Source organism: Rhodanobacter sp. Soil772, from assembly GCF_001428385.1.
GTDB lineage: Bacteria > Pseudomonadota > Gammaproteobacteria > Xanthomonadales > Rhodanobacteraceae > Rhodanobacter.
In genome coordinates, this window is sequence record NZ_LMSK01000001.1 from 47,823 (window position 1) to 73,470 (window position 25,648).

A 25,648-nucleotide genomic window follows, 5' to 3' on the forward strand; every position below is an offset into this window, starting at 1 on the left:
GTTAGCCTTTTTCGAGCGTTGCAAGTAGTTCCTTCATAGAACGGTCGATCCGCTCGAAATTAGCCTGAGCTTCCGCCTCATAGTCAGATGCTTCTGTTGCCAGCGCAAGCTCACCACGAATTGCGGCGGTAAGACGCATTTGCAGGGGACCAACCGAGCGCATCTCTTTCAGTAGGGCAATTGTGTATTCGCGCATCGCAAGGTTGCGCTCCTCGAAGCTCTTGATCCTATCTTCGCTAAGTTGCGTAGCGGCCTGTTGAGAATTGTCGAAGGATCGTTTTAGGGCCTCGAAACGCAACGGATCAGCGGAACCAGACTCATTGAGTTGAGTCATTTCCGCTAGCACGCGCACTACTTCTGACTGCTTCTGGTCGTAGAACTCACCTGCGATCTGTATGGATGCTTGCAATGTATGAACCGGAGAGGCCTTAGCGAGCAGTGAAAAGAGCATCTCGGTGTATCTAGCTGTCAATTCGTTTGCCAGCTTGGCTGTTCCGGACTCCGCAACGAGCTGAAGCTTTATTGACGCCCCGAAAAAACCTGACAGGCCATCGGCAATATTTTCTTTCGTTGGGTCAAGTTGTGGAATCTTACCGAGGTAGTTGCCGACCTCAGCCATCGTTTCCGCGGCGCGCAGGTAGACGTCTTTTCGGAGAGAATGTATTCGGTCTTTGTCCTTCTCGGAAGATTCATGCGCCAACGTTTTGATGAGACGGCTCGTGTTACTCCTATTTGAAAGCATCACCCCAAAGAAGGTAAGGGCTGATGCCAATATGGCAGCCCAGACAACATTGGGAATCATCGCAACGTAGTTAAGAAGATGCATAGGAGGCTAACGCTAAGTAGATTTCAAATCGCAGTGTAATCCTGCAGCCTATCCCGTGTCTGCGGTGTCACTTTTCCAGTCGTCGCTTTTTGAATCAATACCTTGGCTTGCCATGCGCAGCCTAACGCCGCAGCCTAATCCCGCAGCGTTTCGACGCACCTTTTGCGTCACTTCGCTTCAACGCCCCGCAAGAACCCGATCAACCCATCGAAATACACCTGCTGGTCGTCATACATCGCCATATGGCTCCCCTTCGGGCACAGCAAAAACTGCCCATGCGGCAGTTTCTTCGCCATGCCGGCCATGTACTTCGGATCCATGGTGTCGTGTTGCGCGCCGATCACCAGGGTGGGGACGGTGATCCGGTGCAGGTCCTTGCTGCGGTCCCAGTTCAGCAGGCGGCCGCTGGCGCCGAGTTCGCTGGGGCCTTGCATCAAGGCGTAGATCTGCTCGTTGATGTGGCCGAAGGAGCGGGTCACCGGCTCGGGCCATTGCGCCGAGGGCATGCGCAGTACGTGCTGCTCGTAGTGCATCGGGGTGAGGATTTGCATGTAGCGCGGGTCGTCGGTGCGGTGTTCGGCTTCCAGCTTCTGCACTTCGGCGAGTTGTTTCTGATCCATCGCCGGCATCAGCACCTTGTGCGCGTAGTCGTTGTAGGCGGGGATCGAGTCGACCATGTTGGAGATCACCAGGCACTTCAGGTGCTGCTGGTATTTCAGCGCGTATTCGATGGCCAGCACGCCGCCCCAGGAGTGGCCGAGCAGGCAGAAGTTGTTCTTGTCCAGGTGCAGCGCCTGGCGCACCTGTTCCACTTCGTCGACGTAGCGGTCGATGGTCCACAGCGCATCGTCTTTCGGTTGGTCGCTGTAGGCCGAGCCGAGCTGGTCGTAGTAGTAGTACTCGATGCCGGCGCCCGGGAAATAGCTGTCGAATGCCTCGAAGTATTCGTGGGTGGCGCCGGGGCCGCCGTGCAGCAGCAACACCTTCAGCTTCGGGTTGTTGCCCACGCGCTTGGTCCAGACGCGGAACGTGCCCTTGGGTGTGGTGATCGGGATCATCTTCACGCCGCCGGCAAGCACGTCGTCGCGGCCGCTGTGGTCGAAGTAGCCGGCACCGGGCGCGGTGGTGGCGGGCGTGGGGCCGCTGGCCATGGCGGCGGTGGCGGCCAGGGCCAGGCCGGCCAGCAAGGTGGCGATGCAACGCTTCATCGGTATTCCCCCGGTGCAAGATCAGCCCGAACTATGCGGCGCGGTCGCGTTGCCGGCAACCAGCGGGCAGCGCATGCGGCTTCAGTGCGGCACGCGTCAGCGCGGCACGCGGTAGCCGCCGGGCACGCCGTGCGGGCTCAGGGTGATCTGCCACAGCTGGTCGCGGCGGCTGCGGAACACCGCGGCGGAGACGGCGAGGTAGTAGCGCCACATGCGCCGGAAGCGTTCGTCGTAGCTCGCCGGCAGGCTGGGCCAGGCGGCTTCGACGTTGGCGCGCCAGGCGGTGAGGGTGCGGTCGTAGTCGGCGCCGAAGTTGTGCCAGTCCTCGACCACGAACAGGTCTTCCAGCGCGGCCGTGACCTGGCTGGCGGCGGGGATCATCGAGTTCGGGAAGATGTATTTGTCGATCCACGGATCGGTCTGCGCCGGTGCGCTGTTGCTGCCGATGCAATGCAGCAGCGAAAGGCCGTCGTCCTTCAGGCAGCGCCGCACGGTTTCGAAATACGCGCGGTAGTTCCTGCCGCCGACGTGCTCGAACATGCCCAGCGAGTACACCGCGTCGAAATGCTCTTCGACGTCGTGGTAGTCCTGCAGGCGGATTTCGATCGGCAGCCCGGCGCACAGTTCGCGTGCGTACTCGGCCTGCTCCTGCGACACGGTGATGCCGACGCCCTCGATGCCGTAGTGTTCGGCTGCGTATTTCAGCGCCTCGCCCCAGCCGCAGCCGATGTCCAGCACGCGCTGACCGGTCTTCAGCTGCAGCTTGCGGCAGATCAGGTCGAGCTTGGCCGCCTGCGCGTCATCGAGGTTGTCGGCCTTGGCCCAATAGCCGCAGGAATACACCATGCGCTTGCCCAGCATGGCGTGGAACAGGTCGTTGCCGAGGTCGTAGTGGGCCTTGCCGATCTCGAATGCGCGCTCGCCGCGCTGCAGGTTGATGAAGCGCGCCTTGAGGTGGGCGAGCAGGGTGTCGAGCGTCTTCAGTTCCTGGTCCAGCCCGGCGGTGAGCAGGCGGGTGCACATCGCGGGCAGGTCGTCGGCGTCCCACCAGCCGTCCATGTAGGCCTCGCCCAGGCCCAGCGAGCCGTGCGCGAACACGCGGGCGTACAGGCGCTCGTCGTGCACGCGCAGGTCGATCGGGGCATCGCCGTCGATGCGGATGCCGGCCTGTTCGAGCAGTTCGCTGGCGCGATTTTTCAGATCGTCCTGGCTCATGCGTGGCCTCGTCGTGGGTGGAATCGTGGCGGTCAGTCGCCGCCGAGTACCGCAAAGCTTGCCGGCGAACGTGCATACGTCACGTCGACGCCGGCGTTGCGCACCAGTTGCAGCAGCAGATCGGCCTGTTCCTCGCGCAGCAGGAATTCCACTTTCACCGGCAGGTCGTCGGCGAGCTCGAAGAACTGTTCCTCGTGCAGCACGCCGTGCCGGCCGAAGCCGGCGATCGCGCGGAACACCGAACCGCCGCCCAGGCCGTGCGCCTTGGCCTGTTCCAGCAGCCACTCGGACAGCAGCATGCCGTCGTGTTTCGCGCGCGAGTGGCAGTAGAAGTACAGGTGCACGCCGTGTTGCAGGGTTTCCTGGTTCATGCGCTGCTCCCGTTCAATGCCGCAGCAGGCTGCGGGTGAGAGCGATGCCGAGCACGGTCATCGCCAGCGAGCCGGCCAGGTGCGCCGCCACGTGGCCGCTGAACCACAGGTACTGCTGGCGCAGCAGCAGGGTGGCCGACTCGGCCGAGAAGGTGGAGAACGTGGTGAGGCCGCCGAGGAAACCGGTGAACACGAACAGCCGCAGCGCCGGCGACAGTGCCTGGAAATGATCGAACAGGCCCATCACGCAGCCCATCAGCAGGCCGCCGACGAGGTTCGCCGCCAGCGTGCCCAGCGGCAGGGTGGGAAACAGCGGGTTGAGCAGGATGCCCAGCCCCCAGCGCAGCCAGCAGCCCAGGGCGCCGCCGACGCCGATTGCCACAAATCCGTTCCAGCCCACGTGCGCGCCTCCTGACAATGAAAGTGTCCGGTTGCCGCGGGCAGGCGCGCCTGCACCGCCGGAAACCGGGGGAGCAGGCATCATCAACTTCAACGCGGGATCACGAGAAGCGGTTTGTCCCGGTGTGCCCGCAGGCTCCGGAACGGGAGGCATGCCATCTCCCGCGCGGCCAATCCTAGTTGATCCGGCGGTCCCGCCGTCAAGGGTGGCCGCTATACTGCACGGCCCCGTCGATGCCCCGTGCCGCCATGAACCCAACCCATCGCACCGTGCGACGCAGCCTGCCGTGGCTGCTGGCCGCGCTGTCGATGATCGGGCCGTTCTCGATCGACGCAGTGTTCCCGGCGTTTCCGCTGGTCGGCGCGCGCTTCGACGTGGACGCCGCGGCGCTGCAGCAGCTGATCAGCGTGTACCTGGTCACGTATGCCGCGATGAGCCTGTTCCACGGCGCGATCTCCGACGCGATCGGGCGCAAGCCGGTGATCATCGCCGGCATGCTGGTGTATGCGCTGGCTTCGGTGGGCGCGGCGGTGTCCACCTCGTTCACGATGCTGCTGGCCTGCCGCGGCCTGCAGGGCATGTGCGCCGGCGCCGGACTGGTGGTGGGGCGCGCGGTGATCCGCGACAGCCTGGAAGGGCCGGCCGCGCAGCGGCTGATGTCGCAGGTGATGATGATCTTCGGAGTGGCGCCGGTGATCGCGCCGATGGTCGGCGCGCTGCTGCTGCCGCTGGGCAGCTGGCACGGCATCTTCTGGCTGCTGGCGGGCTTCACCGTGCTGCTGGCGCTGGCGTTGCAGCTGTTCCTGGACGAAACCCATCCGCCGGCGCGGCGTACGCGATTTGCGCCGCGGCCGCTGCTGGCCGGCTACCTGTCGTTCGGTCGCGACCGGCGGTTCTGGCCGCTGCTGGTGGCCAGCTCGGTCAACTTCGCCGGGCTGTTCCTGTACATCGCCTCGGCGCCGCACATCGTGCGCGAACTGCTGCAGCTGTCGGCGCAGGGTTTTCCGTGGCTGTTCCTGCCGGTGGTGACCGGCCTGATCGGCGGCGCCTGGCTGTCCGGGCGGATGGCCGAACGGCGCAGCGCGAAGTTCACGGTGAGCCTGGGTTACGCGGTGATGCTGCTGGCCTGTGCGGCGCACCTGCTGCTGGCGCTGGCGTTCCCCGCGCCGCGGCTACCATGGTCGATGCTGCCGCTGATCCTGCACGGCATCGGCGTGCAGCTGGCGTTCCCCACCCTCACGCTGTTGCTGCTGGATCGTTTTCCGCACCATCGCGGCGGGATTTCCTCGGTGCAGGCGTTTGCCAGCCTGCTGCTGTGCAGCTTCGTGGCCGGGGTGATGTCGCCGCTGCTGTCGGCCAGCATGCTGCATCTGGCGCTGGGCGCGTCGACGCTGACCCTGGTCGGCGTGCTGGCGTGGTGGTGGTACCACGGCGTGACCCGCCAGCTGGTGCAGCCTGCCGCCGGTGCCGAAGCGGCGGTGGTGATGCAGGCGGAGATCGCCGAACCGCGCTGATGGCCGGCGCAGGATCGAGGGTGACGGGAGTTACGCCGGCGACCCCGGCTGGGGTGCGGGGTTCTGCACCACGGCATCCGCCGACATCAGCACGGTGGCGTCGGCCAGCGCCCGCACCAGCGGCGGCGAGCGGTAGCCGGCGTCGGCACGCCAGCGCTGCCACACCGAATCGTCGATCTTTTCGTTGACGCCGGTGCCCAGCAGGCGGTCGATCGGCGACTTGAATTCCTTGTAGATGCCGCTCATGAATTCCGCGTACGAGTTGCGCGGCACGCCGCTGTCGGCATCGAGCGCGGGAACCAGCAGCTTGCTGCAGGTCATGCCGGCGTCGATCGCCTTGCGCTGCAGCCATGCCAGCGGCAGGTCGGGCAGCGGATCGGGCTTGCGCCCGGCGCCGTCGCAGTCGTTGCCGCCGCCGACGTCGGAGTGCGAACCGATGAACCAGCGCTGCTCGATCTCGATCTGCTCGGACTTCTTCGAGGTGAGGGTTTCGCCGGGCTTCACCGTGAACGGGTTGCGCGTCCACACCGCGGGCACGAAGTCGGCGCGATGTTCGTCCAGTGCCAGCGCCTGGTACGCGTACTTCACGATCTTGCTGAGCTCGGTGTCGTGGAACTGGTAGCGCGAGCGGGCGTACGGGAACCACGAGGCGGTGTCAGGAATGCCGAGCGAGCCGACGGTATCCCACACGCCGATGAAGTGGATGTCGACCTCGATCGAATGGCTGGCGCGAAATTCCACGCCGATCGGGTCGTCGGGTTTGCTTCGGGTGTCGCGGTAGAAATCGTAGGCGGCGGAGACATCGGCCTTGGCCACGCTGTCGTCGGCGCCGCGCCGAAGCAAGCCGCATTTGCGGATCAGCCCGCCGAGGCTGCGCGCGCTGTAGGCGCCGCGGCTGAAGCCGAACAGGTAGAGCTGGTCGCCGGGCTGCCAGGTCTCGCACAGCCAGCGGTAGCCATCGATCACGTTGTCGGACAGGCCGTAGCCGAACGCGCCGCCGAGCAGGTGGGTGATGCCGCGCTTCACGCCGACACCGGGAATGTAGTTGACCAGTTGCAGGCTGCCGTCGGCATCGTGCGGCGCGATCAGCTGGCGCAGGCGTTCCACGTTGGTGTTCGACTCGGGCTTGTTCCAGGTGCCGTCGAACAGCAGTACCAGCTTGCGTGTGGCCATGGTTCCCTCCAGCGCGGTGCGTCGGGTTGCCAGCGGCAACTCTAGGCCGCAACGCGGGAGGGAACCAGTGCCGGACAAGACGCAAGCGGCGTAGGCTGCAGGTTTCGTCATCGTCAGCGGGTGTGTGGATGGACATGCAAGTACAGATCGGCAGGGCGCAGGCGTTCCGGCAGATGCACGATCGCACGGCGATCCTGCTGTTGCCGAATGCCTGGGATGCGGGCAGCGCGCGGCTGTTCGCGCAGCGCGGTTTTGCGGCGATCGCCACCACCAGCGCCGGCGTGGCCTGGTCGCTCGGCTACGCCGACGGCGAACAGGCGCCGCTGGCCGAGGTGCTGGCGGCGATCGCGCGGATCACGCGGGTGGTCGAGCTGCCGGTGACGGCGGATATCGAGACCGGCTACGGCGAGGCACCGGCGGACGTGGCGGCCACGGTGCGGGCGGTGATCGCGGCCGGCGCGGTGGGCATCAACCTGGAAGACGGCCGCCCCGGGCACGGCCCGCTGCGGCCCGTCGAGGAGGCCGCGGCACGGATCCGCGCCGCACGCGGGGCGGCCACTGCGGCTGGCGTGCCGATCGTGATCAACGCGCGGGTGGACAACTGGATGCAGCACGATGCCGCCGCTCCGGCCGAGCGTCTTGCCGATGCGGTGCAGCGTGCACAGGCCTATCTGGCGGCGGGCGCGGACTGCATCTATCCCATCGGCCTCGATGACCGTGCCACGCTGGCCGCGTTGGTGCAGGCCATCGACGCCCCGGTGAACGTCGCGGCCGGACCGGGTGTGCCGGGCCTGGCCGAGTTGGCGCGCCTTGGCGTGGCCCGCGTGAGCACGGCGACGCGTCTTGCCACACTGGCGCTGGCCGCGGTCGACCGGGCGGCAGGCGCCATGCTTGAAAGCGGCCGCTTCGACAGCCTGGCTGCAGACTTCACCTACGCGGACGTGCAGCGGATGTTCGTGCATGCCTGATCGTCACGTGGCACTGGATCGCGCGTTCTACCGGCGCGATCCGCGCGAGGTCGCGCCCGACCTGCTGAACAAGATCCTGCTGAGTGCGGACGGCCGCAGCGGTCGCATTGTGGAAACTGAGGCTTACTGCGGCTCGGTGGACCCGGCGGCGCACTCCTGGCGCGGCCGCACGGCGCGCAATGCGACGATGTTCGGCGCGCCGGGGTTGCTCTATGTGTATTTCACCTATGGCATGCACTGGTGCTGCAACCCGGTGTGCGGCGAGGAGGGCGAAGGCGTCGCGGTATTGTTGCGTGCGCTGGCGCCGCTGGACGGACTGCCCGCGATGCGTGCGGCGCGAACGAGTTGCCGCAGCGATCGCGACTTGTGCCGTGGGCCGGCGCGGCTGTGCCAGGCGCTGGACATCGGCCGCGCGCAGGACGGCATCGACCTGGTCGGAGGCGCCAGCGGATTCAGCATCGTCGACGACGGCATGCCGCCGCCCGCGGCTCCCGTGGCGACGACGCGCGTAGGCATCACCCGCGCGGCCGACGAGCCCTGGCGCTGGTACGTGCCGGGCGACCCGCACGTCTCGCGCCGCTGAAGGGAACCGCGAATGCCCCCTTTTTTCTCGTCATTCCCGCTTTCGCGGGAATGACGGCATCGGAGTTTTCGAGATTCCCAGGACGGAGCGCCGCGGTTACCGCGGCGGCAACATGAAGTTGACGACGGCTTGACCGCGCGTGGCACACGGTAGCGGCACATCATTTCTTCAGCTGCGAGGCTCGAGCCATGCCATATGCATCCATCAGCGAGCTGCCCGATGCCGTGCGCGATCACGTGCCGAAACACGCGCAGGAGATCTACAAGGAGGCGTTCAACAGCGCTTGGAACGAGTACGCCGACAAGGACGCGCGCCGTGGCGACGAGTCGCGCGAAGAGGCCGCGCACAAGGTGGCCTGGGCGGCGGTGAAGAAGCAGTACCGCAAGGGCGCCGACGGCGACTGGCACGCGCAGTCGCCGTCGCGGAAGGTCAGGACGGCAGGCCGCGCGCCTTGAGGAATTCGCGGGCGTTGTCCGCATCCTGCTCGAACCATGCGCGGGCCGAGCCGAGCCGGAACGTGTAGCCCCAGGCGTCCATGTCGGCCATCAGGCGCTCGCGCCCCACGCCGGGCAGTTCGTCGGCCAGCACGATCTGCAGGTAGCAGGTGGCGTCTTCTTCCTCGATCGAGTCGGTGGCGTCGGTATGGACGTCTGGACGTCTTTCCGGCGGCAGCACGATCAGGTGGCCGGCCTCGTGCAGCAGCGAATGCACCGGGGTGTCGTCGCGGGCATAGACGGTGGCGCCGATGATGCCGGCCTCCTCGTCGCCCCAGAAGCTGCCGGGGATCGGTTCGCCCGGCGCCACCCATTGAAGCTGCAGGCCGAAGCGGCCGAGCAGGGCGGCCGGCGCGTCGAATCCGACCTGGCCCACACGCATCACGGTGCTGGCCGGGTCGCCGGAGACAGGAGGAGTGGCGGGGTGCATGGGTGTGCGCGGCGGGCGCGGATGACTTCGGTGGGAAAGGGCGCCGGGCGACGCGGGGTCGCCCGGCGGTCAGGCTGTCGGCGATCGCTCAGCCGGTCTTGGCTTCGCTCTTGGCGGCCAGCTTGCCTTCCGGCAGGGTGACCGAGAGTTCGAGGATCTCGTGGCCGCTGTCGCGCTCGAAGTTGATGTTGATCGCATCGAGGTCGACGTGGACGTATTTCTTGATCACTTCAAGCAGTTCGTTGCGCATCATCGGCAGGTAGTCCGGTGCGCCGCGGGTGGAGCGCTCCTGCGCCACGATGATGCGCAGGCGCTCGCGCGCCACCGTGGCGGTGGCTTCGGGCTTGCGCTTCAGGAAATCGAGAATACCCATCGTGATCAACCTCCGAACACGCGCTGGAGAAAGCCCTTCTTGGGCACGTCGATGAAGCGCAACGGGCGCTCTTCGCCGAGGATGCGGGCCACCGTGTCGCCGTAGGCCTGGCCGGCGTGTGAGTTGGCGTCGACGATCACCGGAATGCCGTTGTTGGAGGCGGTCAGCACGTTCTCCGATTCGGGGATCACGCCGACCACCTCGATGCCGAGGATCTCCTCGACGTCCTTGACGCTGAGCATTTCGCCGATCGCCACGCGCGCCGGGTTGTAGCGGGTCAGCAGCAGGTGCTGGGTGACCGGCTTTTCGCCTTTCTCCGCGCGCCGGGTCTTGCTGGCGAGCAGGCCGAGGATGCGGTCGGAATCGCGCACCGAGGACACTTCCGGGTTGACCACCACCACCGCGTGGTCGGCGAAGTACATCGCCAGGTGGGCGCCTTTCTCGATGCCGGCCGGGGAGTCACAGACAACGTAGTCGAAGCCGTCTTCGGACAGGCCGTCGAGCACCTTCTCGACGCCTTCCTGGGTCAGCGCGTCCTTGTCGCGGGTCTGGCTGGCGGCCAGCACGTACAGGTTGTCGTAACGCTTGTCCTTGATCAGCGACTGCTTCAGCGTGGATTCGCCGTGCACGACGTTGACGAAGTCGTACACCACGCGCCGTTCGCAGCCCATGATCAGGTCGAGATTGCGCAGGCCGACGTCGAAGTCGATGACGGCGGTTTTCTTGCCGGCCATGGCCAGGCCGGTGGCGAGCGAGGCGCTGGTCGTCGTCTTGCCGACGCCGCCTTTGCCGGAGGTGACAACGATAATCTCAGCAGTCAAGGGCCCATCTCCGCATAGTTGTTTTTGTTGTAGGTGATTACAGCTTGGCGATCAACAGCTTGTCGCCTTCGAGCCAGCATTGCACGGACTGGCCCTCGAGGTCGTCGGGAATCTGCTCGAACACGCGATATTGCCCGGCGATCGCCACCAGCTCGGCGCGAAAGTCAGAGACGAAAATGCGCGCCTTCGCGTCGCCCTGCGCGCCGGCCATGGCGCGGCCGCGCAGGCCGCCGTAAATGTGGATGTTGCCGTCGGCGATCACTTCGGCACCGTTGGCGACGGCGCCGGTGACGATGAGGTCGCGGTCGCGCGCGTAGATCTGCTGGCCCGAGCGCACCGAGCCGGCATGGTGCTGCGCGCCCTGCATGCTGCCGGGAGGCGGCGCGGACAGGATCGGCTCGCGCTGCACCGCCGGGGCGGGTTCGGCGTGCCGGGCCGGTTCGGCGGCGGGCGCGTTGCCCTGGGCCGGCTCGTAGGCGGCGCGGAACTTGGCGATCAATGGCAGGCCCATGCGCTTGGCCAGCGCCTCGGTCTCGCTGGTGCCGTAGGCCAGGCCCACCGGCAGCATGCCGGCGCTGCGCACCGCTTCGAGCAAGGCATCGACGGCGCCGTCGTCGGGCAGGTCGAGCAGGTGGCTCAGGTCCAGCACCACGGCGGCGCGGGCAAACATCTGCGGCGCGGCGCGCACGCGGCGTTCGAGTTCGTCGCACAGCGCGGCGGCGTCGACCCGGCGCACGCGCACGCAGGCAATGCCGACCTGGCCGAAGCGCAGATCGCAGGCGTCGGCGGTATCCATTTTTGCGCTCATGCGTGCCGCTCCCCGGCGGCGCGGCGCGAGGTGCTGTCGTGCAGGAAACGGTGCTCGCGTTCGGCCAGCCACGGCACGTCGGGCAGGCCGCCGTGCTCGAGCCAGGTGTCGCGCACGTAGGCGTAGCTGGGCAGGTCGCGGGCCAGCAGGCTGACCTGCGGGCCGTGTTCGCCCATGCGCTGCTGGCCGACTTCCTGGAAACCGTAGGTGCCGTGGAACAGCACCACCACGTCGTCGCGCGGCTCCAGGAACACCTCGCAGGTGAGCAGCGGCACGCGCACCTCGGCGTAGCTGTGCACGTCGCAATAGAAGATGCGGCCCAGGCCGTGGCGGCGGTAGGCGTTGGCGATCACGATGCGGTCGATGTAGACGAACTGCGGGTAGTGTTCGGCAAACCAGCGGTAGTTCGGGCTGTCGTAGCTGCTGCCTTCGCGCAGCGCGATCAGGAACCCGGCCAGGTGACCGTCGATCTCGGCCACGCGAAAATACTCGGCGTGCTCGTGGAAGTAGCGCAACTGGGCTATATCGAGGGCGAGGATGGAGCGACCGGCAGCGTTGTTGAGCGCCAGTACGGCATCCAGGTCGTGCTCGCGCACGTCGCGGATGGCAAGGGCCATTCGTTGCTCCGCAATGATGGAATCGGGGACGAGGTCGGGCCGCAGCCTCGCACAAGGACGCATTATGACATGCGGCCGTGGCCCGTACATCTCGCAAGGGCACATGTGAAAGCTTCGTAAAATGGTTCGGCATGGCTTTCGGCAGGGGGTGACTTCCCGCGCATTGCACGGACTTCGCGCTCCCCTATGATGCCGGACATGCAATTGTCCAATTTCAATCACGTCCGCCTGCTGCGCTACGCCGGGTTGTTTACCTACCTGTGCGTCGGCACGCCGTTGATCACCAACTGGGCGGCCGAACGTGTGAGCCTGCTGCACCGCCCCAACTTTGCCCTGCTGTTGTGGACGCTGTGCTACCTGCTGTTCGGGCTGCTGTACTGGGTGGTGACCAGCAACCTCGGCTCACGTCGTTACCAGGGGCTGCGCCTGCTGGGGCTCGTCGCGATGAGCACCTTCGCGATGGCGGTGGGCTGGTACAGCCACAGTGGGTTGTCGGCCATGTTGATGGCGATCAGCGCGGTGGCGCTGCCGTGGCTGCTGCCGGTCTGGCTCGGCGTGCTCTGCATCGTGCTGCAGAACCTCAGCCTGGTTGCGGTGTTTGTGAACTTCCCCGAATACGACCATAGCGTGGGCCTGGCTTTCCTGCAGACCAGCATCTATCTGGGCATCTCCGCACTGACCTACATTGCGTCGATGGCGGCCAGCCAGCAAGCCGAACAGCGCGAAGTGCAGCGCCGGCTGAACTCCGAGTTGCGCGCTACCCGCGCCCTGCTGGCCGAGTCCAGCCGGATCGCCGAGCGCATGCGCATCGCGCGCGACCTGCACGACCTGATCGGCCATCACCTGACCGCGCTGAGCCTGAACCTGGAGGTGGCCAGCCACCTCACCAACGAGGCGGCTGGCGCGCACGTGCGCAAGGCGCAGAGCACGGCCAAGCTGCTGCTGGCCGACGTGCGCGAGGTGGTCAGCGAGTTGCGCCAGGACGATGCGATCGACCTGACCCAGGCGCTGCGCAGTCTCACCGAGGGCGTGCCCGGCCTGAGCGTGCACGTGATCATGCCGCCGCGCTTCAGCGTGGAGGACCCGCGCCGCGCCCAGGTGCTGCTGCGTTGCGCCCAGGAAATCATCACCAATACCGCCAAGCACGCCGGCGCGCGCAACCTGTGGCTGAACTTCGCCTATGCCGGGGAAAACCTGCTGGGCCTGCACGCGCGCGACGACGGTCGCGGTGCCGAGAACGTCGAGCCGGGCAATGGCCTGTCCGGCATGCGCGAGCGGCTGGCCGAATTCGGCGGCAGCGTGACGCTGGAAACCGGCTTGAGCCAGGGCTTTGCACTGACCGTACGGCTACCGCTGGGCGAGCACACCGCGCTGGCGCACGCGCCGACGCGGTTTGAGCCGCCGGCGCTGAATGTGTCGTAATCTTGGCGGCCCGCGCTGGGGCGCAAAGTGCGCCGGTGTTGGCAACGACCCGGCCCGCCAGCTGCCAATATCACTTTCTTGAGTCATGTTTGCCCGAGGATCCGCGATGATTTCCGTTTGTCTCGTCGACGACCAGAATCTGGTGCGCCAGGGCGTTCGCTCGCTGCTGGACCTGGCTGAAGATATCCGCGTGGTGGCCGAGTGCGCCGACGGCGCCCAGGCCGTGCAGGACATTCCGCGGATCAAGCCCGACGTGGTGCTGCTGGATCTGCGCATGCCGAACATGAGCGGGCTGGAAGTGCTGCAGGCGTTGTCCGCCCGCAACGAACTGCCGCCGACCATCATCCTGACCACCTTCGACGACGATCAGCTGGTGCTGCAGGGGCTCAAGGCCGGCGCGCGCGGCTACCTGCTGAAGGACGTCTCGCTGGAGCAGCTGGTCGAGGCCGTGCGCACCGTGGCCGGCGGCGGCTCGCTGGTGGCGCCGATGGTCACCCAGCGCCTGATGGCCGGGGTGGCGCGGATGCAGAACAATTTCACCAGCCTGGAGCAGCCCGATCCGCTGACCGAGCGCGAGACCGAGATCCTGCGGCTGCTGTCCGGCGGCTACAGCAACAAGGAGATCGCCAACTCGCTGAAGGTGGCCGAAGGCACGGTGAAAAACCACGTTTCCAACATCCTGTCCAAGCTGGGCGTGCGCGACCGCACCCGTGCCGTGCTGAAAGCGCTGGAAATGGGCATCGTCTGAAACAAGCCCGGGAGCCGGCGCTGGCGGCCATGCCGCAGCCCGCTTTTGGCCTTCCGGATGGGGCAATGCCGACGATAGCGTTCCAGCCCGTGAGCAAGTAACATCCGTTGCTTCGGCGTTTGCCGACCCCCTGCCATGGCCCTCGGAGTGAACCCTCGGGCGGGCCCGCGCGGACGGCTGGGGCAACACTATCTAGGTATGGCGTAAAGACGCTTCGGAGAACTCTGGAATGATGCGTGTCTTTGAATTTCTTGTTGCCCTGGTCATCGTTGCGATCATCGGTGTCCTGGCGGCTGTGGTCATGCCCGGCAGCGGTCATGTGGAGCGCCAGCTGGTCATCGGCAAGGACATGCGGCAGGTCTACGACGTGCTCGACAACTACCGCCGGTTGCCGGACTACTCCGTGCTGCGCTCGTTCGACCCGAACATCCAGTTCAGCTTCTCCGGCAAGTCGTACGGCCCCGGTGCCGAGGTCAGCTGGACCAGCACCGACCCCAAGGTCGGCAACGGCGGCCTGACCATCGCCAGCGCCACGCCGGATTTCGACAAGATCGACAGCAACACCAAGACCGCCAGCATCATCTGGAACCTGGACAACAGCTGGCGCGGTCTGGACAAGCATTTCACGCTGGACCTGGAGCGCCAGGGCAGCCGCGGCCAGCTGACCCAGGTCACCTGGTCGTATGACGTTTCCTACGGCTGGAACCTGGTCAACCGCTTTGCCAACCTGTACATCCATGGCGATCCCGACTCGTTCATCCAGTTCAGCCTGAACAACCTGCAGAACGTGCTGGCCGGCGTGCCGAACATCGACTACAGCCAGCTGATCCCGTACATCGAACAGACCCAGCCGACCCCGGTGCTGCTGGTGTCCACCTCGATCCAGCGCAAGGACGGCATGGAGGCCGTGGAAGACGCCATCGTCAAGGCAAACACCGAGGTCCAGGCGGCGGCCAAGAAGCTCGGCGTGAACGTCACCGGTTCGCGGATCCTGATCACCACCAACTATGGCGACCAGACCTACAGCTTCGACGTGGCGTTCCCGATCGACTCCAGCACGCTGACCATCAACGGCCAGAGCGAGCAGCTGACCGCGGCGACCCCGCCGTCGCTGGACGCCTCCGGCGCGCCGGCCGAGGCCAGCAGCGCCGCCGTTGCCGCGGATGCCAGCGTCGCTGCCGGCGGCCGCGACCGCTACGGTCGCCTGGTGGTGGACGGCAACGTGCGCGCCACGCTGGCCTTCGGCGGTGCAGCGTTGAAGGGTGTGTGGAACGGCACCTTTGCCGGCGTGCCGCAGACCCGCGACATGCTCAAGGCTTATGCGCAGACCCACGGCTACAAGTACGACGACGTGATCAACCGCACCTACGACCTGATCGCGACGCCGGAAGTGAAGGACGCCGGCGGCAACATCACCACGTACGCGAAGTACAACGTGTTCCTGCCGATCAGCAACGCGCCGGAGCAGACCCCGGAGCAGGAAGCCGGCTTGCAGCCGCCGACGCTGGACGAAGCGGCTCCGGCCGCATCGGGTTCGGCACCGGCCCCGGCCGGCAGCGCTGCCGCGCCGGCCGAGGCAGCCAGCGCCGGCGAATAAGCCGGGCGCCGCTGCAGTACGTCGAAAGGCCCTTCCATCCGGAAGGGCCTTTTCTTTTCAGGCCGCAGGCCAGTGTCTTGCGGTACATTGCAGGGCGAGCCGCGGCGTCGATCAGCAGACCCGCCCGCGCTCGACGCGACCCCCGCCACAGCCCACCGCCGGACATGATCGAGACCGACCAGCTCACCCGATGCTATGGCAACCTGACCGCAGTGGACGCGCTGAGCATTCGTGTCGAGCCCGGCCAGGTGCTCGGCCTGCTCGGGCCCAACGGCGCCGGCAAGTCCACCGCGATGCGCATGATCGCCGGGTTCCTGGTGCCCACCTCGGGCACTGCGCGGGTTTGCGGCCATGACGTCGGCCGCGAGCCGCTGAAGGCGAAGCGCGCGCTTGGCTACCTGCCCGAAGGCGCACCCAGCTACGGCGAGATGACGGTGCGCGAGTTCCTGCAGTTCATCGTGCGCATGCGCGGGCTCAAGGCCGAAGCCGGCTACCGGCAGTTCGACGCGGTGGTGCAGCAGCTGCAGCTGGAGGAAGTGCTGGGGCTGTGCATCGACACGCTGTCGAAGGGCCTGCGCCGGCGCGTCGGCCTGGCCCAGGCGATCCTGCACGATCCGCCGGTGCTGATGCTGGACGAACCCACCGACGGCCTCGATCCGAACCAGAAGCATGCGGTGCGCCAGCTGATCGACGCGATGGCGCGCGACCGCACCATCCTGATCTCCACCCATCTGCTGGAAGAAGTGCATGCGCTGTGCAACCGGGTGGTGATCATCGCCCACGGCAAGCTGCTGGCGGATGCCACGCCGGCCGAGCTGGAGGCGCGCTCGCGCTATCACGGCGCGGTGTCGTTCAGTGCACCGGGCAGCGGCATGTCGCAGGAGATGCTGGGCCGCCTGCCGCAGGTGGCGGCGATCGAGGTCGATCCGCTGGATGGCCGCATCACGGTGTTCCCGAAGCCGGGCGAGCGGATCCTGGAGCCGGTCGAGACGCTGCTGCGCGAGCAGGGCCTGGAGGTGTCGGAGATCCAGCTTGAGCGCGGCCGGCTGGATGAAGTGTTCCGCCAGATCACCACCGGCGGTGACGGCGATCTTGCCGGAGGCCACGCATGAGTCCGGTCAGCGCCGTGCTGCGGCGCGAACTGCGCAGCTATTTCGTGACGCCAGTGGCGTACGTGTTCCTGGTGATCTTCCTGGTGCTGGCCGGCATCCTCACGTTCTACGCGGGCGATTTCTACGAGCGCGGCCAGGCCGACCTGCAGCCGTTCTTCATGATGCACCCGTGGCTGTACCTGATCCTGGTGCCGGCGATCACCATGCGCATGTGGGCGGAGGAAGCCAAGGGCGGCACGCTGGAACTGCTGCTGACCCTGCCGCTGACGCTGTGGCAGGCGATGCTGGGGAAGTTCCTCGCGGCGTGGCTGTTCATCGGGCTGGCGCTGGTGCTGACGTTTCCGGTCTGGATCACCGTCAACTACCTGGGCTCGCCGGACAACGGCGTGATCCTGGCCGGCTACCTGGGCAGCTGGCTGATGGCGGGCAGCTTCATCGCGATCGGCGCCTGTCTGTCCGCGCTGACGCGCAGCCAGGTGGTGGCATTCATCCTCACCGCGCTGGTGTGCGTGTTGCTGATCCTGGTCGGCCAGCCGCAGGTGCTGGATTTCTTCTCCGGCACCTTGCCGCGCAAGCTGATCAACGCGGTGGCGCACTTGTCCATGCTGCGGCACTTCGAGGCGATCGCGCGCGGCGTGCTGGACATCCGCGACCTGACGTACTTCCTGCTCAGCACGATCGGTTGGCTGATCACCGGCGTGCTGCTGCTCGACCTGAAACGGACGCGTTGAGCCATGCTCCGCTCGCGCCTGCATCGCCTGCTTACCACGCCGCTGCAACTGACCCGGCGCGGTGTGCTGTATGGCGCGCTGGTGCTGCTGGTGTTGCTGTTCGTGCCGTTGATCGTGGCCAGCAGCCGTTGGCTGCATGCGTCGCGGGTCGACCTCACTACCGACAAGCTGTACACCCTGACGCCGGGCACGCTGCACATCGTCGATACGCTGCAGCGGCCGCTGCGGCTGACCCTGTATTTCTCCGAACACGCCACCCGCGACCTGCCGCAACTGCGCAGCTACGAGCAGCGCGTGCGCGAGATGCTGCAGGAAATGGTGGCGCGCTCGCACGGGCATATCCGCCTGCAGATCATCGACCCGGTGCCGTATTCCGACGACGAGGCCAGCGCCGAAGGCAACGGCCTGACCGCGGCGAACGGCGGCAGCAACGGCGAGCGGGTGTTCTTCGGCCTGGCCGGCAGCGCCATGTCCGGCGGCCTCGAGAGCGAGGGCACGGACGACCGCGTGCCGGAAAAGACGCTGGCGATCGCGTTCTTCGACCCGGCCCGCGAAGCCTTCCTGGAATACGACATCGCCAAGCTGCTGTACGAGTTGAACCAGACCAGCAAGCCGCCGATCGGGGTGATCAGTTCGCTGCCGGTCGCGGGCAACCCGATGCTCAGCGAGCAGCCGTGGACGGTGCTGCAGCAGCTCGGCCAGCTGTTCGACGTGAAGACGCTGGACTCATCCACGCTGCGGAAGGTCGACGACAGCATCAAGGTGCTGTTGCTGATCCATCCCAAGCGGCTGCCGCCCGACGCGCAGTACGCGATCGATCAGTACGTGCTGCGCGGCGGCCACCTGGCGGTGTTCGTCGATCCCGATGCGGAGCTTGACACCTCGCCGTACGGACCCGACAGCATCACCTTCCCCGATCACGGCTCGGACCTGCCGCGGCTGTTCAAGGCCTGGGGAGTGAGTTACGACCCGCACAAGGTGGTGCTGGACCGCGCGCGTGCGCTGCAGATTGAGCTGGCCGGCAGCAGCCTCAACCATCCGGCGATGCTCGACCTGGGCGCGCAGGAACTGAATCGCAACGACGTGGTTACCGCCAGCCTGCAGCGCATCAACGTGTCCACCACGGGCTACTTCGACCTGGCCGCGGATGCGCGCACGCGGCTGGTGCCGCTGCTGCAGAGCAGTGCCGAGGCCGAGGTGGTGGCGACCCAGCGGGTGCTGGATGCGAGCAGCGACCCCACGACCTTGTTGCAGGATTACAAGCCGGACAACGCGCATTACGTGCTGGCGGCGCGCCTGCGCGGCACCTTCGAGAGCGCGTTCCCCGAACGGGCCGGCGTGGCGGGCCATCGGGCCAAGTCGGCGCCGAATGCCGAGGTGATCCTGGTCGCCGACACCGACCTGCTCAGCGACCGGCTGTGGGTGGAGCCGCAGACCATCCTCGGCCAGACCATGATGCGGATCTTCGCCAACAACGGGGATTTCGTCACCAACCTGGTGGACAACCTCAGCGGTTCCTCGGCGCTGCTGTCGATCCGCGGCCGCTCCACCTCGCAGCGGCCGTTCACGCGGGTGCAGGCGCTGCGCAACGTGGCCGACCAGAAATTCCTGCAGAAGGAACAGGAACTGGAGCAGGAACTGGCCGACACCCGGCGCCGGCTGGACGAGCTGCAGCCGGCCAAGGGTGGCCACGCCAGCACGGCCACCGCCGAACAGCGCCGCGAGATCGAGCAGTTCCGCCAGCGCCAGCTGGCGATCAACAAGGAATTGCGTGACGTGCAGCACCAGCTCAACGCCGAGATCGACGCGCTCGGCCTGCGCCTGAAGTTCATCAACATCGTGCTGGTGCCGGCGCTGGTGGTGCTGCTCGGCCTGCTGTACGGCTGGCGGCGCACCAGGTACAGCCGCCAGCGGCGTTGAGAGCGGCAATCTGTCGCAAGAGCGCGGCACCGCTGCGGCTGACTCTGCCGACGCGCGGCATTATGCTGGGAGGTCGCCGGCCGTTGCCGGCGCAGACAGAAGTGCCGGTGCAGTGACCGCAATCTTGTTGAAATGGATCGTGCCGTGGGAGTTCTCGTGGGTCTTGCTCGCGTGCTTCGTGTCGGCCAGCGTGCTGTATCTGCGCGGCAGTCGCCGCCTGCCGGTGAGCTTCGGCCGCAAGCTGGCGTTCTGGTGCGGCATGGCGATCATCTACCTGTCGCTGCACACGTACCTGGATTACTACGCCGAGCATGAGTTCTTCATGCACCGCATCCAGCAGCTGCTGCTGCATCACCTGGCGCCGCTGCTGATCGTCACCGCGTATCCGGCCACGGTGTTGCGCGCCGGCCTGCCGCTGGCCTGGCGGGTGCGCCTGCTGCGGCCGCTGCAGCGTTCGTGGCCGTGGCGGCTGACCGCCGGGGTGCTGCTGAATCCCACCGTGGCGACGTTGCTGTTCATCGCCTTCATCCTGGTCTGGCTGATCCCGTCCATGCAGACGCTGGCGATGCTGGACTGGCGCATCTACCGCTTCATGAACTGGAGCATGTTGATCAGCGGCTTCGCTTACTGGTCGCTGGTGCTGGACCACCGGCCGCATCCGCCGGGGCGGATGACCGCCGGGCTGCGCGTGCTGTCGCCGGCGATCACGATGACGCCGCAGATCATCGCCGGCGCAATCATCACGTTTTCCAAGACCGACCTGTACCCGATCTTCGAGATCTGCGGCCGCGCGTTCACCTTCAACGTGCTGACCGGACAGCTGATCGGCGGCGTGATCATCTGGGTGCCGTCGGCGCTGGTGGAATCGATCGGTGGCCTGATGGCGCTGCGCATGTGGCTGCGGCTGTCGCGCAACGGTCGCTTGCCGCGCAAGCCGCTGCGTCGGCCCGCGGCGCGCCGCGCGGCCGTGGTCGATACGGTCGTGCCGGACTGAGTTTCGCCGCGGGCTCAGTGGTCGTGCGGCATCGCGCCGTGGTCCATCGCCGGCATCGCGTGGTCGGTGTGTCCGTCGCCGGCGTCCAGCGCATTCGCCGGGCGCGCAATGAAGTCGGTAGCCAGCGTGCTGCCATCGCCGAACTGCAGCGTCAGCGTGACGGTGTCGCCCGGTTTCACCGGCGCGTTCGGCTGCATCAGCATCAGGTGGTAGCCGGCCGGCGCCAGCTCCGCCTTGCCGTGCGCAGGCACGTTCAGCGCGTCGACCATGCTCATGCGGCTCATGCCGCCCGCGCGCGAACTCTGGTGCAGCATCACCTCGGCGTACACCGTGCTGCCGGCGCCGCGCAGCGCGACCGGCTGCTCGCCATCGTTTTCCAGCGTGACGTAGGCACCGGCCGGCAGCGCGCCGGGCAGCACGCGGATCCAGGCGTGGCTGGCGCGGATGTGGTCGGCGTCGGTGGCGTGGGCGCCGCCGGCCAGCAGCAGGCCGGCCAGCAGCAACGACAACGTGGATGACTTCATGGGGTGGCTCCGGTGTCGAGCAGCAGGTGCAGGTCGTGCACCAGGTCGTCCTGCGAGGCGGACGGCGTGGCCAGCACGCGGGCGCGGCCGTCGCGGTCGAACACGTAGATCGCCGAGCTGTGGCTGACTTCGTAGGCGCCGTCGGCGGAGCTGGGCTCGCGGGTGAACGCCGAGCGGTAGCGCTTGCTCAGCGCTTCGACCGCGCGGGCGCTGCCGGTAAGGCCGATCGCGCGCGGGTCGAACGCGTTGACATAGGCATGCATGATCGCCGGGGTGTCGCGCGCCGGGTCGACGCTGACGAACAGGATCCGCGCGCCGTCGGCCAGCGGCCCCAGCCGCTGCATCACCACGTGCAATTGCGCCAGGGTCAGCGGGCAGACGTCGGGACAGTGGGTGTAGCCGAAGTACAGCACCGCCACCTTGCCGCGGTAGTCGGCGCCGGTGACGGCCTTGCCGCTGTCGTCGGTGAGCTTGAAGTCGAGGTCGGGCATGTGTCCGCTGATGTTGGTCAGCCGGAACGGCAGCGGTTCGCCGCGGTGGCAGCCGCCCAACAGCAGGCCGGCGGCAAGCAACAGGAACAGCAGGGCGGGGCGCAGCCAGTGGCGAGGCTTCATGCGAGAATCCTGGGTCTTCATCCGTTCAAGCATACGACACCGGCCGCGTTGCCGGGTCCGCCGACCAGGGATACGAACCCGATGCGACAACCTGTCAGTACCCGCATCGCCCTGCTGGTCGGCATCACCGGCGCCAGCGCGGTGCTGCTGGGCGCCTTCGGCGCGCATGCGCTGCGCGGCGTACTCGATGCCCGTGGCACCGAGTTGTGGCATACGGCGGTGAGCTACCACGCGTGGCATGCGCTGGCGCTGGCTTTGGCGGCCGGGCTGGGGCGCGGCCGCAGTGGGCGCGTCGCGGTGGCGGCATTCGCCGTCGGCATCGTGCTGTTCAGCGGCAGCCTGTACGCATTGGCGTTGGGTGCGCCGCGCTGGGTCGGGATCATCACGCCGTTCGGCGGGCTCGCCTTCGTTGCCGGCTGGCTCGCGCTCGGGTGGGCGTTGCGCACGCGTAACGAATAATTCTTGCAGGCGTCATCCCGTGGTCATGGCCGGTTGCGATGGTGCCGGCATGAACACGCAGATCGCCCTTCACCATCGATCCCTTGCGGCGTGGCCACCCGGCCACCTTCCCCGCAGCCTGCCGGTCATCGTGCTGCTCGCGCTGTTGTCGGCAGGCTTGCTGTGGTGGTGCTGGCCGGCTGCCGATCGTGCGGCGGAAGCGCCTTCGACCCAGCAACTCGTGCACTGGCAGGACGCGGATCACGATTGGCTGCTGGTGGTCGATCCGGCGACCCGCGAGCTGGTGGTCTACGACGCCACCGACGGCCGCCCGCTGGAGCGGCTCGGCGCGGACGACGGCTTGCCGGACGTACAGTCGATCGCGCAGCAGGGGTCGTGGTTGTTCGTGACGGGCCGGCAGCAGCCGAAGGTGCGCCTGCTGAAGTTGCCGGAGCTGCAGGCGGTTGCCATGAGCGGCCGCTAGAAACCGCCGGCCAGCGGCAGGGCCACGTGCAGGATCAGGTCGGCGCAGAAGTGCGCCAGCATCGCGTGCTCCAGCCCGTACTTCCAGAACAGGCCGCCGAAGGCGATGCCGACCACGGCGTTGAGCAGCACGATGCGCGCCACCAGCAGCGGCGAGCCGAGCAGGCCGGCAGCCTGCGCGGCGGGCAGGTGGCCGGCGCCGAACAGCAGCGCGGCCAGCACGATCGCCAGCACGAACATCCACGGTCGAGCCACGCGCCGGTTGCAGCGCGCCAGCAGCCACACCAGCGCGCTGACCAGCAGCAGCCGGGACAGCACTTCCTCCACGATGCCGCCATAGAACGAAGCCAGCACGCCACGCCACACCTGTATGGTGTCCTCCGCATGCTTCGGGCCGAGTAGCGACAAACCGCCCACCAGCAGCGCCATCAGCACACCGATCAGGACGGCCAGCCACCAGTGCGGGCGCCGTGCCGGATCGCGCGGGCGCCGGTACACCCAGGCGCGCAGCCAGGGTGCATCGAGGCCGTACGGCGCGCCCAGGTACAGGCCAAGCCAGCCCAGCAGCCAGCACGGCATGCCGGTCTGCGCTGCCGCGGCCAGCACGATGACCGGCAAAGGCAACGGCAGCGCGGCGAATTTCTGCGGCGTCAGCGCCATCAGGTACGGCATCAACGCCAGCGTGGCCAGCACGCCGGCGATGCCGAACAGCGCGGCGAGTTTCAGGTGCGGTCCGTTGACCGGCAGGATGGACGGGTTGGCAGACATGCGTGCGTACTTCCTCGTGAGCGGTTCAATCCGCGTCGCTGTCGTCGACTGCCGGCCTGGTCGGGCCGGCCTTCAGGCGACCGGCCTTGCGCAACGCCTCGCGCAGCACGTATTCGATCTGTGCGTTGACGCTGCGCAACTCGTCGTCCGACCAGCGCTGCATTGCGTCCAGCACCGTGGCGCTGATGCGCAGCGGGTAGGCTTTTTTCTCGACGGCCATCGCGACGCGTCAGTACAGCGTGCCGGTATTCAGCACCGGCTGGGTACCACGCTCGCCGCACAGCACCACCAGCAGGTTGCTGACCATCGCCGCCTTGCGCTCCTCGTCCAGGTTCACCACGCCGCGCTGGCTGAGCTGGTCCAGCGCCATCTCGACCATGCTCACCGCGCCCTCGACGATCTTCGTGCGGGCGGCGATGATCGCGCCGGCCTGCTGCCGCTGCAGCATCGCCTGGGCGATTTCCTGGGCGTAGGCGAGGTGGCTGATGCGTGCCTCGACCACCTGCACGCCGGCCTTGCCCAGGCGTGCCTGGATCTCGTCGCGCAGGTGCGAGTTGATCACGTCGCCATGGCTGCGCAGCGACGGCTTGCCGTCGTCATGGGCGTCGTACGGGTAGCTCTGCGCCATCTGCCGCAACGCCGATTCGCTCTGGATGTGCACGTAGTTCTCGTAGTCGTCGACGCAGAACACCGCCTCGGCCGTATCCAGCACCTGCCACACCACCACCGCGCCGATCTCGATCGGGTTGCCGTCGTTGTCGTTGACCTTCAGTTTGCCGCTCTCGAAATTGCGCACGCGCAGCGAGATGCGCCGCCGGCTGTAGAACGGATTGGTCCAGCGCAGGCCTTCCATGCGCACGGTGCCGGCGTACTTGCCGAACAGCTGCAGCACCTGGCCCTCGTTCGGAGCGACCTGGAAGAAGCCCTTGAGCATGAAGCCATCGACGGCCAGCAGGACCACGCCCATCAGCAGCTTGGTCAGCGGCGGCGCTTCGGGCTGGGCGTGGATGGCCGAGATCAGCAAGGCCGCGCCGATGCCGGCCAGCACCAGGCACAGTCCGATGAAGGGAATGCCTGCGACGGAAAAGCCATTGCGTTCGTTCATGGATGTTGTCTCCCTTGGGGTGTGCGAATTAGATATCAAAATGATATCTAGTGCAAGAGCCGGCGGCAGTAGCCCGCTGCGCGGACGGGATCGCCGCATACAATGCCGGTTTGCCAGCACCGGAGAACCCGATGAAGCCATTCGGCACGCCCCATTCCGACCACGCGCTGCGTGTCCTGCTGCTCGGGGCCGGCGAGCTGGGCAAGGAGGTGGCGATCGAACTGCAGCGTTACGCCGTGGAGGTGATCGCGGTGGATCGTTATGCGAATGCGCCGGCCATGCAGATTGCCCATCGCAGCCACGTCGTCGACATGCTCGACGGCAAGGCGTTGCGCGCGGTGATCGAGCTGGAAAAACCCGACCTGGTGGTGCCGGAGATCGAGGCGATCCACACGCCGACCCTGATCGAGCTGGAGAAGGAAGGGCAGCGGGTGATTCCGACCGCCCGCGCGGCGTGGCTGACGATGGACCGCGAAGGCATCCGCAAGCTGGCCGCCGAGGAATTGAAATTGCCGACCTCGCCGTATCGTTTTTGCGACGACGAGGTGCAGTACCGCGAGGCCGTCGCGGCGATCGGCTACCCGTTCGTGATCAAGCCGGTGATGAGCTCTTCCGGCAAGGGCCAGAGCGTGGTGCGCGGCGCCGGCGAACTGCAGCACGCGTGGGACTACGCGCAGTCCGGCGGGCGCGCCGGCAAGGGCCGGGTGATCGTCGAGGGCTTCGTCGACTTCGACTACGAGATCACCATGCTCACCGTGCGGCACGTCGATGGCGTCAGCTTCTGCGCGCCGATCGGCCATCGCCAGGAGGAGGGCGACTACCGCGAATCGTGGCAGCCGCAGCCGATGAGCGATGCCGCGCTGGCCGAGGCGCAACGACAGGCCGCTGCAGTCACCGGCGCGCTGGGCGGCTGGGGCGTGTTCGGCGTGGAGTTCTTCGTGAAGGGCGATGCGGTGATCTTCTCCGAGGTCAGCCCGCGGCCGCACGACACCGGCCTGGTCACGCTGATCTCGCAGGAATTCTCCGAGTTCGCCTTGCATGCGCGGGCGATCCTCGGTCTGCCGATTCCGGTGATTCATCAGTACGGGCCGTCGGCTTCGTGCGCGGTGCTGGTCGAGGGCGACGGCGCGGGGCCGCGCTACCACGGCGTCGCTGCGGCACTGGCCGAGCCGGACACGCAGCTGCGCATCTTCGGCAAACCCGAGGTGAAGGGGCGGCGGCGCATGGCGGTGACGCTGGCGCGCGCCGAGTCGCTGGAGGCGGCGGTGGGCAAGGCGGTGCGCGCGGCCGGGCATCTGCGCATCGAGCTGTGAGCGCAGGCATGGGTTCGGTTCGATGCGATAGGCTTGGGTGACGAGACTCCTGCAAGCACGCAGGCGGTCTGCCGTGAC

The 25,648-nt window shown here is 67.0% G+C and carries 30 protein-coding genes and 1 riboswitch; of the genes, 14 read left to right on the forward strand and 16 right to left on the reverse strand.

Annotated elements, in window-relative coordinates:
- Position 1 precedes the first annotated feature (1 nt).
- The 5 genes from ASG75_RS00250 to crcB form a co-directional block, all read right to left on the reverse strand.
- Complete coding sequence (locus ASG75_RS00250) at positions 2-826, reverse strand: hypothetical protein (RefSeq protein ID WP_056384639.1); 825 nt, start codon at positions 824-826, stop codon at positions 2-4.
- A gap of 167 nt (positions 827-993) precedes the next feature.
- Positions 994-2,034: a proline iminopeptidase-family hydrolase gene (locus tag ASG75_RS00255; protein WP_082547446.1), complete on the reverse strand. Its 1,041-nt coding sequence runs from the start codon at positions 2,032-2,034 to the stop codon at positions 994-996.
- 96 nt (positions 2,035-2,130) lie between these two features.
- Positions 2,131-3,249: a cyclopropane fatty acyl phospholipid synthase gene (cfa, locus tag ASG75_RS00260; RefSeq protein ID WP_056384640.1), complete on the reverse strand. Its 1,119-nt coding sequence runs from the start codon at positions 3,247-3,249 to the stop codon at positions 2,131-2,133.
- A gap of 32 nt (positions 3,250-3,281) precedes the next feature.
- Positions 3,282-3,620 (reverse strand): DUF190 domain-containing protein, encoded by a 339-nt coding sequence (locus ASG75_RS00265; RefSeq protein WP_056384642.1) that lies wholly within the window; start codon positions 3,618-3,620, stop codon positions 3,282-3,284.
- 13 nt (positions 3,621-3,633) lie between these two features.
- Positions 3,634-4,020: a fluoride efflux transporter CrcB gene (crcB, locus tag ASG75_RS00270; RefSeq protein ID WP_056384644.1), complete on the reverse strand. Its 387-nt coding sequence runs from the start codon at positions 4,018-4,020 to the stop codon at positions 3,634-3,636.
- A gap of 67 nt (positions 4,021-4,087) precedes the next feature.
- A riboswitch (Fluoride riboswitch) is annotated at positions 4,088-4,191 on the reverse strand.
- A 77-nt stretch (positions 4,192-4,268) separates the two neighbouring features.
- Between crcB and ASG75_RS00275 the strand changes: the two genes are divergently transcribed.
- Complete coding sequence (locus tag ASG75_RS00275) at positions 4,269-5,534, forward strand: multidrug effflux MFS transporter (RefSeq protein WP_056384646.1); 1,266 nt, start codon at positions 4,269-4,271, stop codon at positions 5,532-5,534.
- A gap of 30 nt (positions 5,535-5,564) precedes the next feature.
- On the opposite strand, the gene ASG75_RS00280 is transcribed toward ASG75_RS00275, so the two are convergent.
- Entirely contained in the window at positions 5,565-6,707 is a 1,143-nt protein-coding gene (locus ASG75_RS00280; RefSeq protein WP_056384647.1) for a DUF2235 domain-containing protein, read from the reverse strand.
- 128 nt (positions 6,708-6,835) lie between these two features.
- Here ASG75_RS00280 and ASG75_RS00285 point away from each other — a divergent pair, with 128 nt between their 5' ends.
- The 3 genes from ASG75_RS00285 (at position 6,836) to chaB (ending at position 8,713) form a co-directional block, all read left to right on the forward strand.
- Positions 6,836-7,675, forward strand: coding sequence for an isocitrate lyase/phosphoenolpyruvate mutase family protein (locus tag ASG75_RS00285; RefSeq protein ID WP_056384649.1), 840 nt, complete (start codon positions 6,836-6,838; stop codon positions 7,673-7,675).
- The gene (locus ASG75_RS00290; RefSeq protein ID WP_200935564.1) at positions 7,668-8,258 is read left to right on the forward strand and encodes a DNA-3-methyladenine glycosylase; all 591 of its coding nucleotides are present in this window, start codon (positions 7,668-7,670) and stop codon (positions 8,256-8,258) included. The genes ASG75_RS00285 and ASG75_RS00290 overlap by 8 nt, the downstream gene beginning before the upstream one ends.
- Positions 8,259-8,446: 188 nt before the next feature.
- A complete protein-coding gene (gene chaB / locus ASG75_RS00295; protein ID WP_056384653.1) occupies positions 8,447-8,713 on the forward strand; it encodes a putative cation transport regulator ChaB in 267 nt (88 codons plus the stop codon).
- Here chaB and ASG75_RS00300 read toward each other — a convergent pair.
- The 5 genes from ASG75_RS00300 to ASG75_RS00320 form a co-directional block, all read right to left on the reverse strand.
- Positions 8,688-9,182, reverse strand: a complete 495-nt coding sequence (locus ASG75_RS00300; RefSeq protein ID WP_056384655.1) for a hypothetical protein — start codon at positions 9,180-9,182, stop codon at positions 8,688-8,690. The genes chaB and ASG75_RS00300 overlap by 26 nt on opposite strands.
- 88 nt (positions 9,183-9,270) lie before the next feature.
- Positions 9,271-9,555, reverse strand: coding sequence for a cell division topological specificity factor MinE (minE, locus tag ASG75_RS00305; RefSeq protein ID WP_056386876.1), 285 nt, complete (start codon positions 9,553-9,555; stop codon positions 9,271-9,273).
- Between the two features lie 5 nt (positions 9,556-9,560).
- Positions 9,561-10,376: a septum site-determining protein MinD gene (gene minD / locus ASG75_RS00310; RefSeq protein ID WP_056384657.1), complete on the reverse strand. Its 816-nt coding sequence runs from the start codon at positions 10,374-10,376 to the stop codon at positions 9,561-9,563.
- Positions 10,377-10,413: 37 nt separating this feature from the next.
- Complete coding sequence (gene minC / locus ASG75_RS00315; RefSeq protein ID WP_056384659.1) at positions 10,414-11,184, reverse strand: septum site-determining protein MinC; 771 nt, start codon at positions 11,182-11,184, stop codon at positions 10,414-10,416.
- Complete coding sequence (locus ASG75_RS00320) at positions 11,181-11,801, reverse strand: GNAT family N-acetyltransferase (protein ID WP_056384662.1); 621 nt, start codon at positions 11,799-11,801, stop codon at positions 11,181-11,183. Before ASG75_RS00320 ends, minC begins: the two co-directional genes overlap by 4 nt.
- A gap of 198 nt (positions 11,802-11,999) precedes the next feature.
- Between ASG75_RS00320 and ASG75_RS00325 the strand changes: the two genes are divergently transcribed.
- The 7 genes from ASG75_RS00325 (at position 12,000) to ASG75_RS00355 (ending at position 20,325) form a co-directional block, all read left to right on the forward strand.
- A complete protein-coding gene (locus ASG75_RS00325) occupies positions 12,000-13,223 on the forward strand; it encodes a sensor histidine kinase (protein WP_056386878.1) in 1,224 nt (407 codons plus the stop codon).
- 106 nt (positions 13,224-13,329) lie between these two features.
- Positions 13,330-13,971: a response regulator transcription factor gene (locus tag ASG75_RS00330; protein WP_056384664.1), complete on the forward strand. Its 642-nt coding sequence runs from the start codon at positions 13,330-13,332 to the stop codon at positions 13,969-13,971.
- Between the two features lie 229 nt (positions 13,972-14,200).
- Positions 14,201-15,568, forward strand: a complete 1,368-nt coding sequence (locus tag ASG75_RS00335) for a hypothetical protein (RefSeq protein WP_056384666.1) — start codon at positions 14,201-14,203, stop codon at positions 15,566-15,568.
- A 164-nt stretch (positions 15,569-15,732) separates the two neighbouring features.
- Positions 15,733-16,680 carry an ABC transporter ATP-binding protein gene (locus ASG75_RS00340; RefSeq protein WP_056384668.1) on the forward strand — a complete coding sequence of 316 codons (948 nt, stop codon included), beginning with the start codon at positions 15,733-15,735 and terminating at the stop codon, positions 16,678-16,680.
- The gene (locus tag ASG75_RS00345) at positions 16,677-17,411 is read left to right on the forward strand and encodes an ABC transporter permease subunit (protein WP_056384670.1); all 735 of its coding nucleotides are present in this window, start codon (positions 16,677-16,679) and stop codon (positions 17,409-17,411) included. Before ASG75_RS00340 ends, ASG75_RS00345 begins: the two co-directional genes overlap by 4 nt.
- Positions 17,412-17,414: 3 nt before the next feature.
- A complete protein-coding gene (locus ASG75_RS00350) occupies positions 17,415-19,331 on the forward strand; it encodes a Gldg family protein (RefSeq protein WP_056384672.1) in 1,917 nt (638 codons plus the stop codon).
- 112 nt (positions 19,332-19,443) lie between these two features.
- Positions 19,444-20,325 carry a cytochrome c oxidase assembly protein gene (locus ASG75_RS00355; protein WP_056384674.1) on the forward strand — a complete coding sequence of 294 codons (882 nt, stop codon included), beginning with the start codon at positions 19,444-19,446 and terminating at the stop codon, positions 20,323-20,325.
- A gap of 14 nt (positions 20,326-20,339) precedes the next feature.
- Here ASG75_RS00355 and ASG75_RS00360 read toward each other — a convergent pair whose 3' ends face one another.
- A complete protein-coding gene (locus ASG75_RS00360; RefSeq protein WP_056384676.1) occupies positions 20,340-20,849 on the reverse strand; it encodes a copper chaperone PCu(A)C in 510 nt (169 codons plus the stop codon).
- Complete coding sequence (locus ASG75_RS00365; RefSeq protein WP_056384678.1) at positions 20,846-21,463, reverse strand: SCO family protein; 618 nt, start codon at positions 21,461-21,463, stop codon at positions 20,846-20,848. The genes ASG75_RS00360 and ASG75_RS00365 overlap by 4 nt, the downstream gene beginning before the upstream one ends.
- 81 nt (positions 21,464-21,544) lie before the next feature.
- Here ASG75_RS00365 and ASG75_RS00370 point away from each other — a divergent pair, with 81 nt between their 5' ends.
- Both ASG75_RS00370 and ASG75_RS00375 read left to right on the forward strand, forming a co-directional pair.
- Positions 21,545-21,922, forward strand: coding sequence for a DUF423 domain-containing protein (locus ASG75_RS00370; protein ID WP_056384680.1), 378 nt, complete (start codon positions 21,545-21,547; stop codon positions 21,920-21,922).
- Positions 21,923-21,971: 49 nt separating this feature from the next.
- Positions 21,972-22,385: a hypothetical protein gene (locus tag ASG75_RS00375; protein ID WP_056386880.1), complete on the forward strand. Its 414-nt coding sequence runs from the start codon at positions 21,972-21,974 to the stop codon at positions 22,383-22,385.
- On the opposite strand, the gene ASG75_RS00380 is transcribed toward ASG75_RS00375, so the two are convergent.
- Genes ASG75_RS00380 through ASG75_RS00390 form a run of 3 tightly spaced genes read right to left on the reverse strand, consistent with a single transcriptional unit; the run spans position 22,382 to position 24,257 of the window.
- On the reverse strand, positions 22,382-23,152 hold the full coding sequence (locus ASG75_RS00380; protein ID WP_056384682.1) for a CPBP family glutamic-type intramembrane protease: 771 nt from the start codon (positions 23,150-23,152) through the stop codon (positions 22,382-22,384). The genes ASG75_RS00375 and ASG75_RS00380 overlap by 4 nt on opposite strands.
- A gap of 25 nt (positions 23,153-23,177) precedes the next feature.
- Positions 23,178-23,372 carry a hypothetical protein gene (locus ASG75_RS00385; protein ID WP_056384684.1) on the reverse strand — a complete coding sequence of 65 codons (195 nt, stop codon included), beginning with the start codon at positions 23,370-23,372 and terminating at the stop codon, positions 23,178-23,180.
- Between the two features lie 9 nt (positions 23,373-23,381).
- The gene (locus ASG75_RS00390; protein ID WP_056384686.1) at positions 23,382-24,257 is read right to left on the reverse strand and encodes an SPFH domain-containing protein; all 876 of its coding nucleotides are present in this window, start codon (positions 24,255-24,257) and stop codon (positions 23,382-23,384) included.
- Between the two features lie 131 nt (positions 24,258-24,388).
- On the opposite strand from ASG75_RS00390, the gene purT reads away from it, so the two are divergent.
- A complete protein-coding gene (gene purT / locus ASG75_RS00395; RefSeq protein WP_056384687.1) occupies positions 24,389-25,570 on the forward strand; it encodes a formate-dependent phosphoribosylglycinamide formyltransferase in 1,182 nt (393 codons plus the stop codon).
- Positions 25,571-25,648 lie beyond the last annotated feature (78 nt).

Bases quoted from the DNA above. Each gene is read 5' to 3' on its own strand.
- ASG75_RS00325 (WP_056386878.1), top strand. From the start codon at position 12,000: ATGCAATTGTCCAATTTCAATCACGTCCGCCTGCTGCGCTACGCCGGG.
- ASG75_RS00365 (WP_056384678.1), bottom strand. From the start codon at position 21,463: ATGAAGCCTCGCCACTGGCTGCGCCCCGCCCTGCTGTTCCTGTTGCTT.
- ASG75_RS00330 (WP_056384664.1), top strand. From the start codon at position 13,330: ATGATTTCCGTTTGTCTCGTCGACGACCAGAATCTGGTGCGCCAGGGC.
- ASG75_RS00250 (WP_056384639.1), bottom strand. From the start codon at position 826: ATGCATCTTCTTAACTACGTTGCGATGATTCCCAATGTTGTCTGGGCT.
- ASG75_RS00265 (WP_056384642.1), bottom strand. From the start codon at position 3,620: ATGAACCAGGAAACCCTGCAACACGGCGTGCACCTGTACTTCTACTGC.
- ASG75_RS00300 (WP_056384655.1), bottom strand. From the start codon at position 9,182: ATGCACCCCGCCACTCCTCCTGTCTCCGGCGACCCGGCCAGCACCGTG.
- ASG75_RS00370 (WP_056384680.1), top strand. From the start codon at position 21,545: ATGCGACAACCTGTCAGTACCCGCATCGCCCTGCTGGTCGGCATCACC.
- ASG75_RS00380 (WP_056384682.1), bottom strand. From the start codon at position 23,152: ATGTCTGCCAACCCGTCCATCCTGCCGGTCAACGGACCGCACCTGAAA.
- minC (WP_056384659.1), bottom strand. From the start codon at position 11,184: ATGAGCGCAAAAATGGATACCGCCGACGCCTGCGATCTGCGCTTCGGC.
- ASG75_RS00320 (WP_056384662.1), bottom strand. From the start codon at position 11,801: ATGGCCCTTGCCATCCGCGACGTGCGCGAGCACGACCTGGATGCCGTA.
- ASG75_RS00350 (WP_056384672.1), top strand. From the start codon at position 17,415: ATGCTCCGCTCGCGCCTGCATCGCCTGCTTACCACGCCGCTGCAACTG.
- purT (WP_056384687.1), top strand. From the start codon at position 24,389: ATGAAGCCATTCGGCACGCCCCATTCCGACCACGCGCTGCGTGTCCTG.
- ASG75_RS00255 (WP_082547446.1), bottom strand. From the start codon at position 2,034: ATGAAGCGTTGCATCGCCACCTTGCTGGCCGGCCTGGCCCTGGCCGCC.
- cfa (WP_056384640.1), bottom strand. From the start codon at position 3,249: ATGAGCCAGGACGATCTGAAAAATCGCGCCAGCGAACTGCTCGAACAG.
- ASG75_RS00290 (WP_200935564.1), top strand. From the start codon at position 7,668: ATGCCTGATCGTCACGTGGCACTGGATCGCGCGTTCTACCGGCGCGAT.
- chaB (WP_056384653.1), top strand. From the start codon at position 8,447: ATGCCATATGCATCCATCAGCGAGCTGCCCGATGCCGTGCGCGATCAC.
- ASG75_RS00280 (WP_056384647.1), bottom strand. From the start codon at position 6,707: ATGGCCACACGCAAGCTGGTACTGCTGTTCGACGGCACCTGGAACAAG.
- ASG75_RS00390 (WP_056384686.1), bottom strand. From the start codon at position 24,257: ATGAACGAACGCAATGGCTTTTCCGTCGCAGGCATTCCCTTCATCGGA.
- ASG75_RS00335 (WP_056384666.1), top strand. From the start codon at position 14,201: ATGATGCGTGTCTTTGAATTTCTTGTTGCCCTGGTCATCGTTGCGATC.
- ASG75_RS00360 (WP_056384676.1), bottom strand. From the start codon at position 20,849: ATGAAGTCATCCACGTTGTCGTTGCTGCTGGCCGGCCTGCTGCTGGCC.
- ASG75_RS00345 (WP_056384670.1), top strand. From the start codon at position 16,677: ATGAGTCCGGTCAGCGCCGTGCTGCGGCGCGAACTGCGCAGCTATTTC.
- ASG75_RS00285 (WP_056384649.1), top strand. From the start codon at position 6,836: ATGGACATGCAAGTACAGATCGGCAGGGCGCAGGCGTTCCGGCAGATG.
- ASG75_RS00275 (WP_056384646.1), top strand. From the start codon at position 4,269: ATGAACCCAACCCATCGCACCGTGCGACGCAGCCTGCCGTGGCTGCTG.
- ASG75_RS00375 (WP_056386880.1), top strand. From the start codon at position 21,972: ATGAACACGCAGATCGCCCTTCACCATCGATCCCTTGCGGCGTGGCCA.
- ASG75_RS00340 (WP_056384668.1), top strand. From the start codon at position 15,733: ATGATCGAGACCGACCAGCTCACCCGATGCTATGGCAACCTGACCGCA.
- minE (WP_056386876.1), bottom strand. From the start codon at position 9,555: ATGGGTATTCTCGATTTCCTGAAGCGCAAGCCCGAAGCCACCGCCACG.
- ASG75_RS00385 (WP_056384684.1), bottom strand. From the start codon at position 23,372: ATGGCCGTCGAGAAAAAAGCCTACCCGCTGCGCATCAGCGCCACGGTG.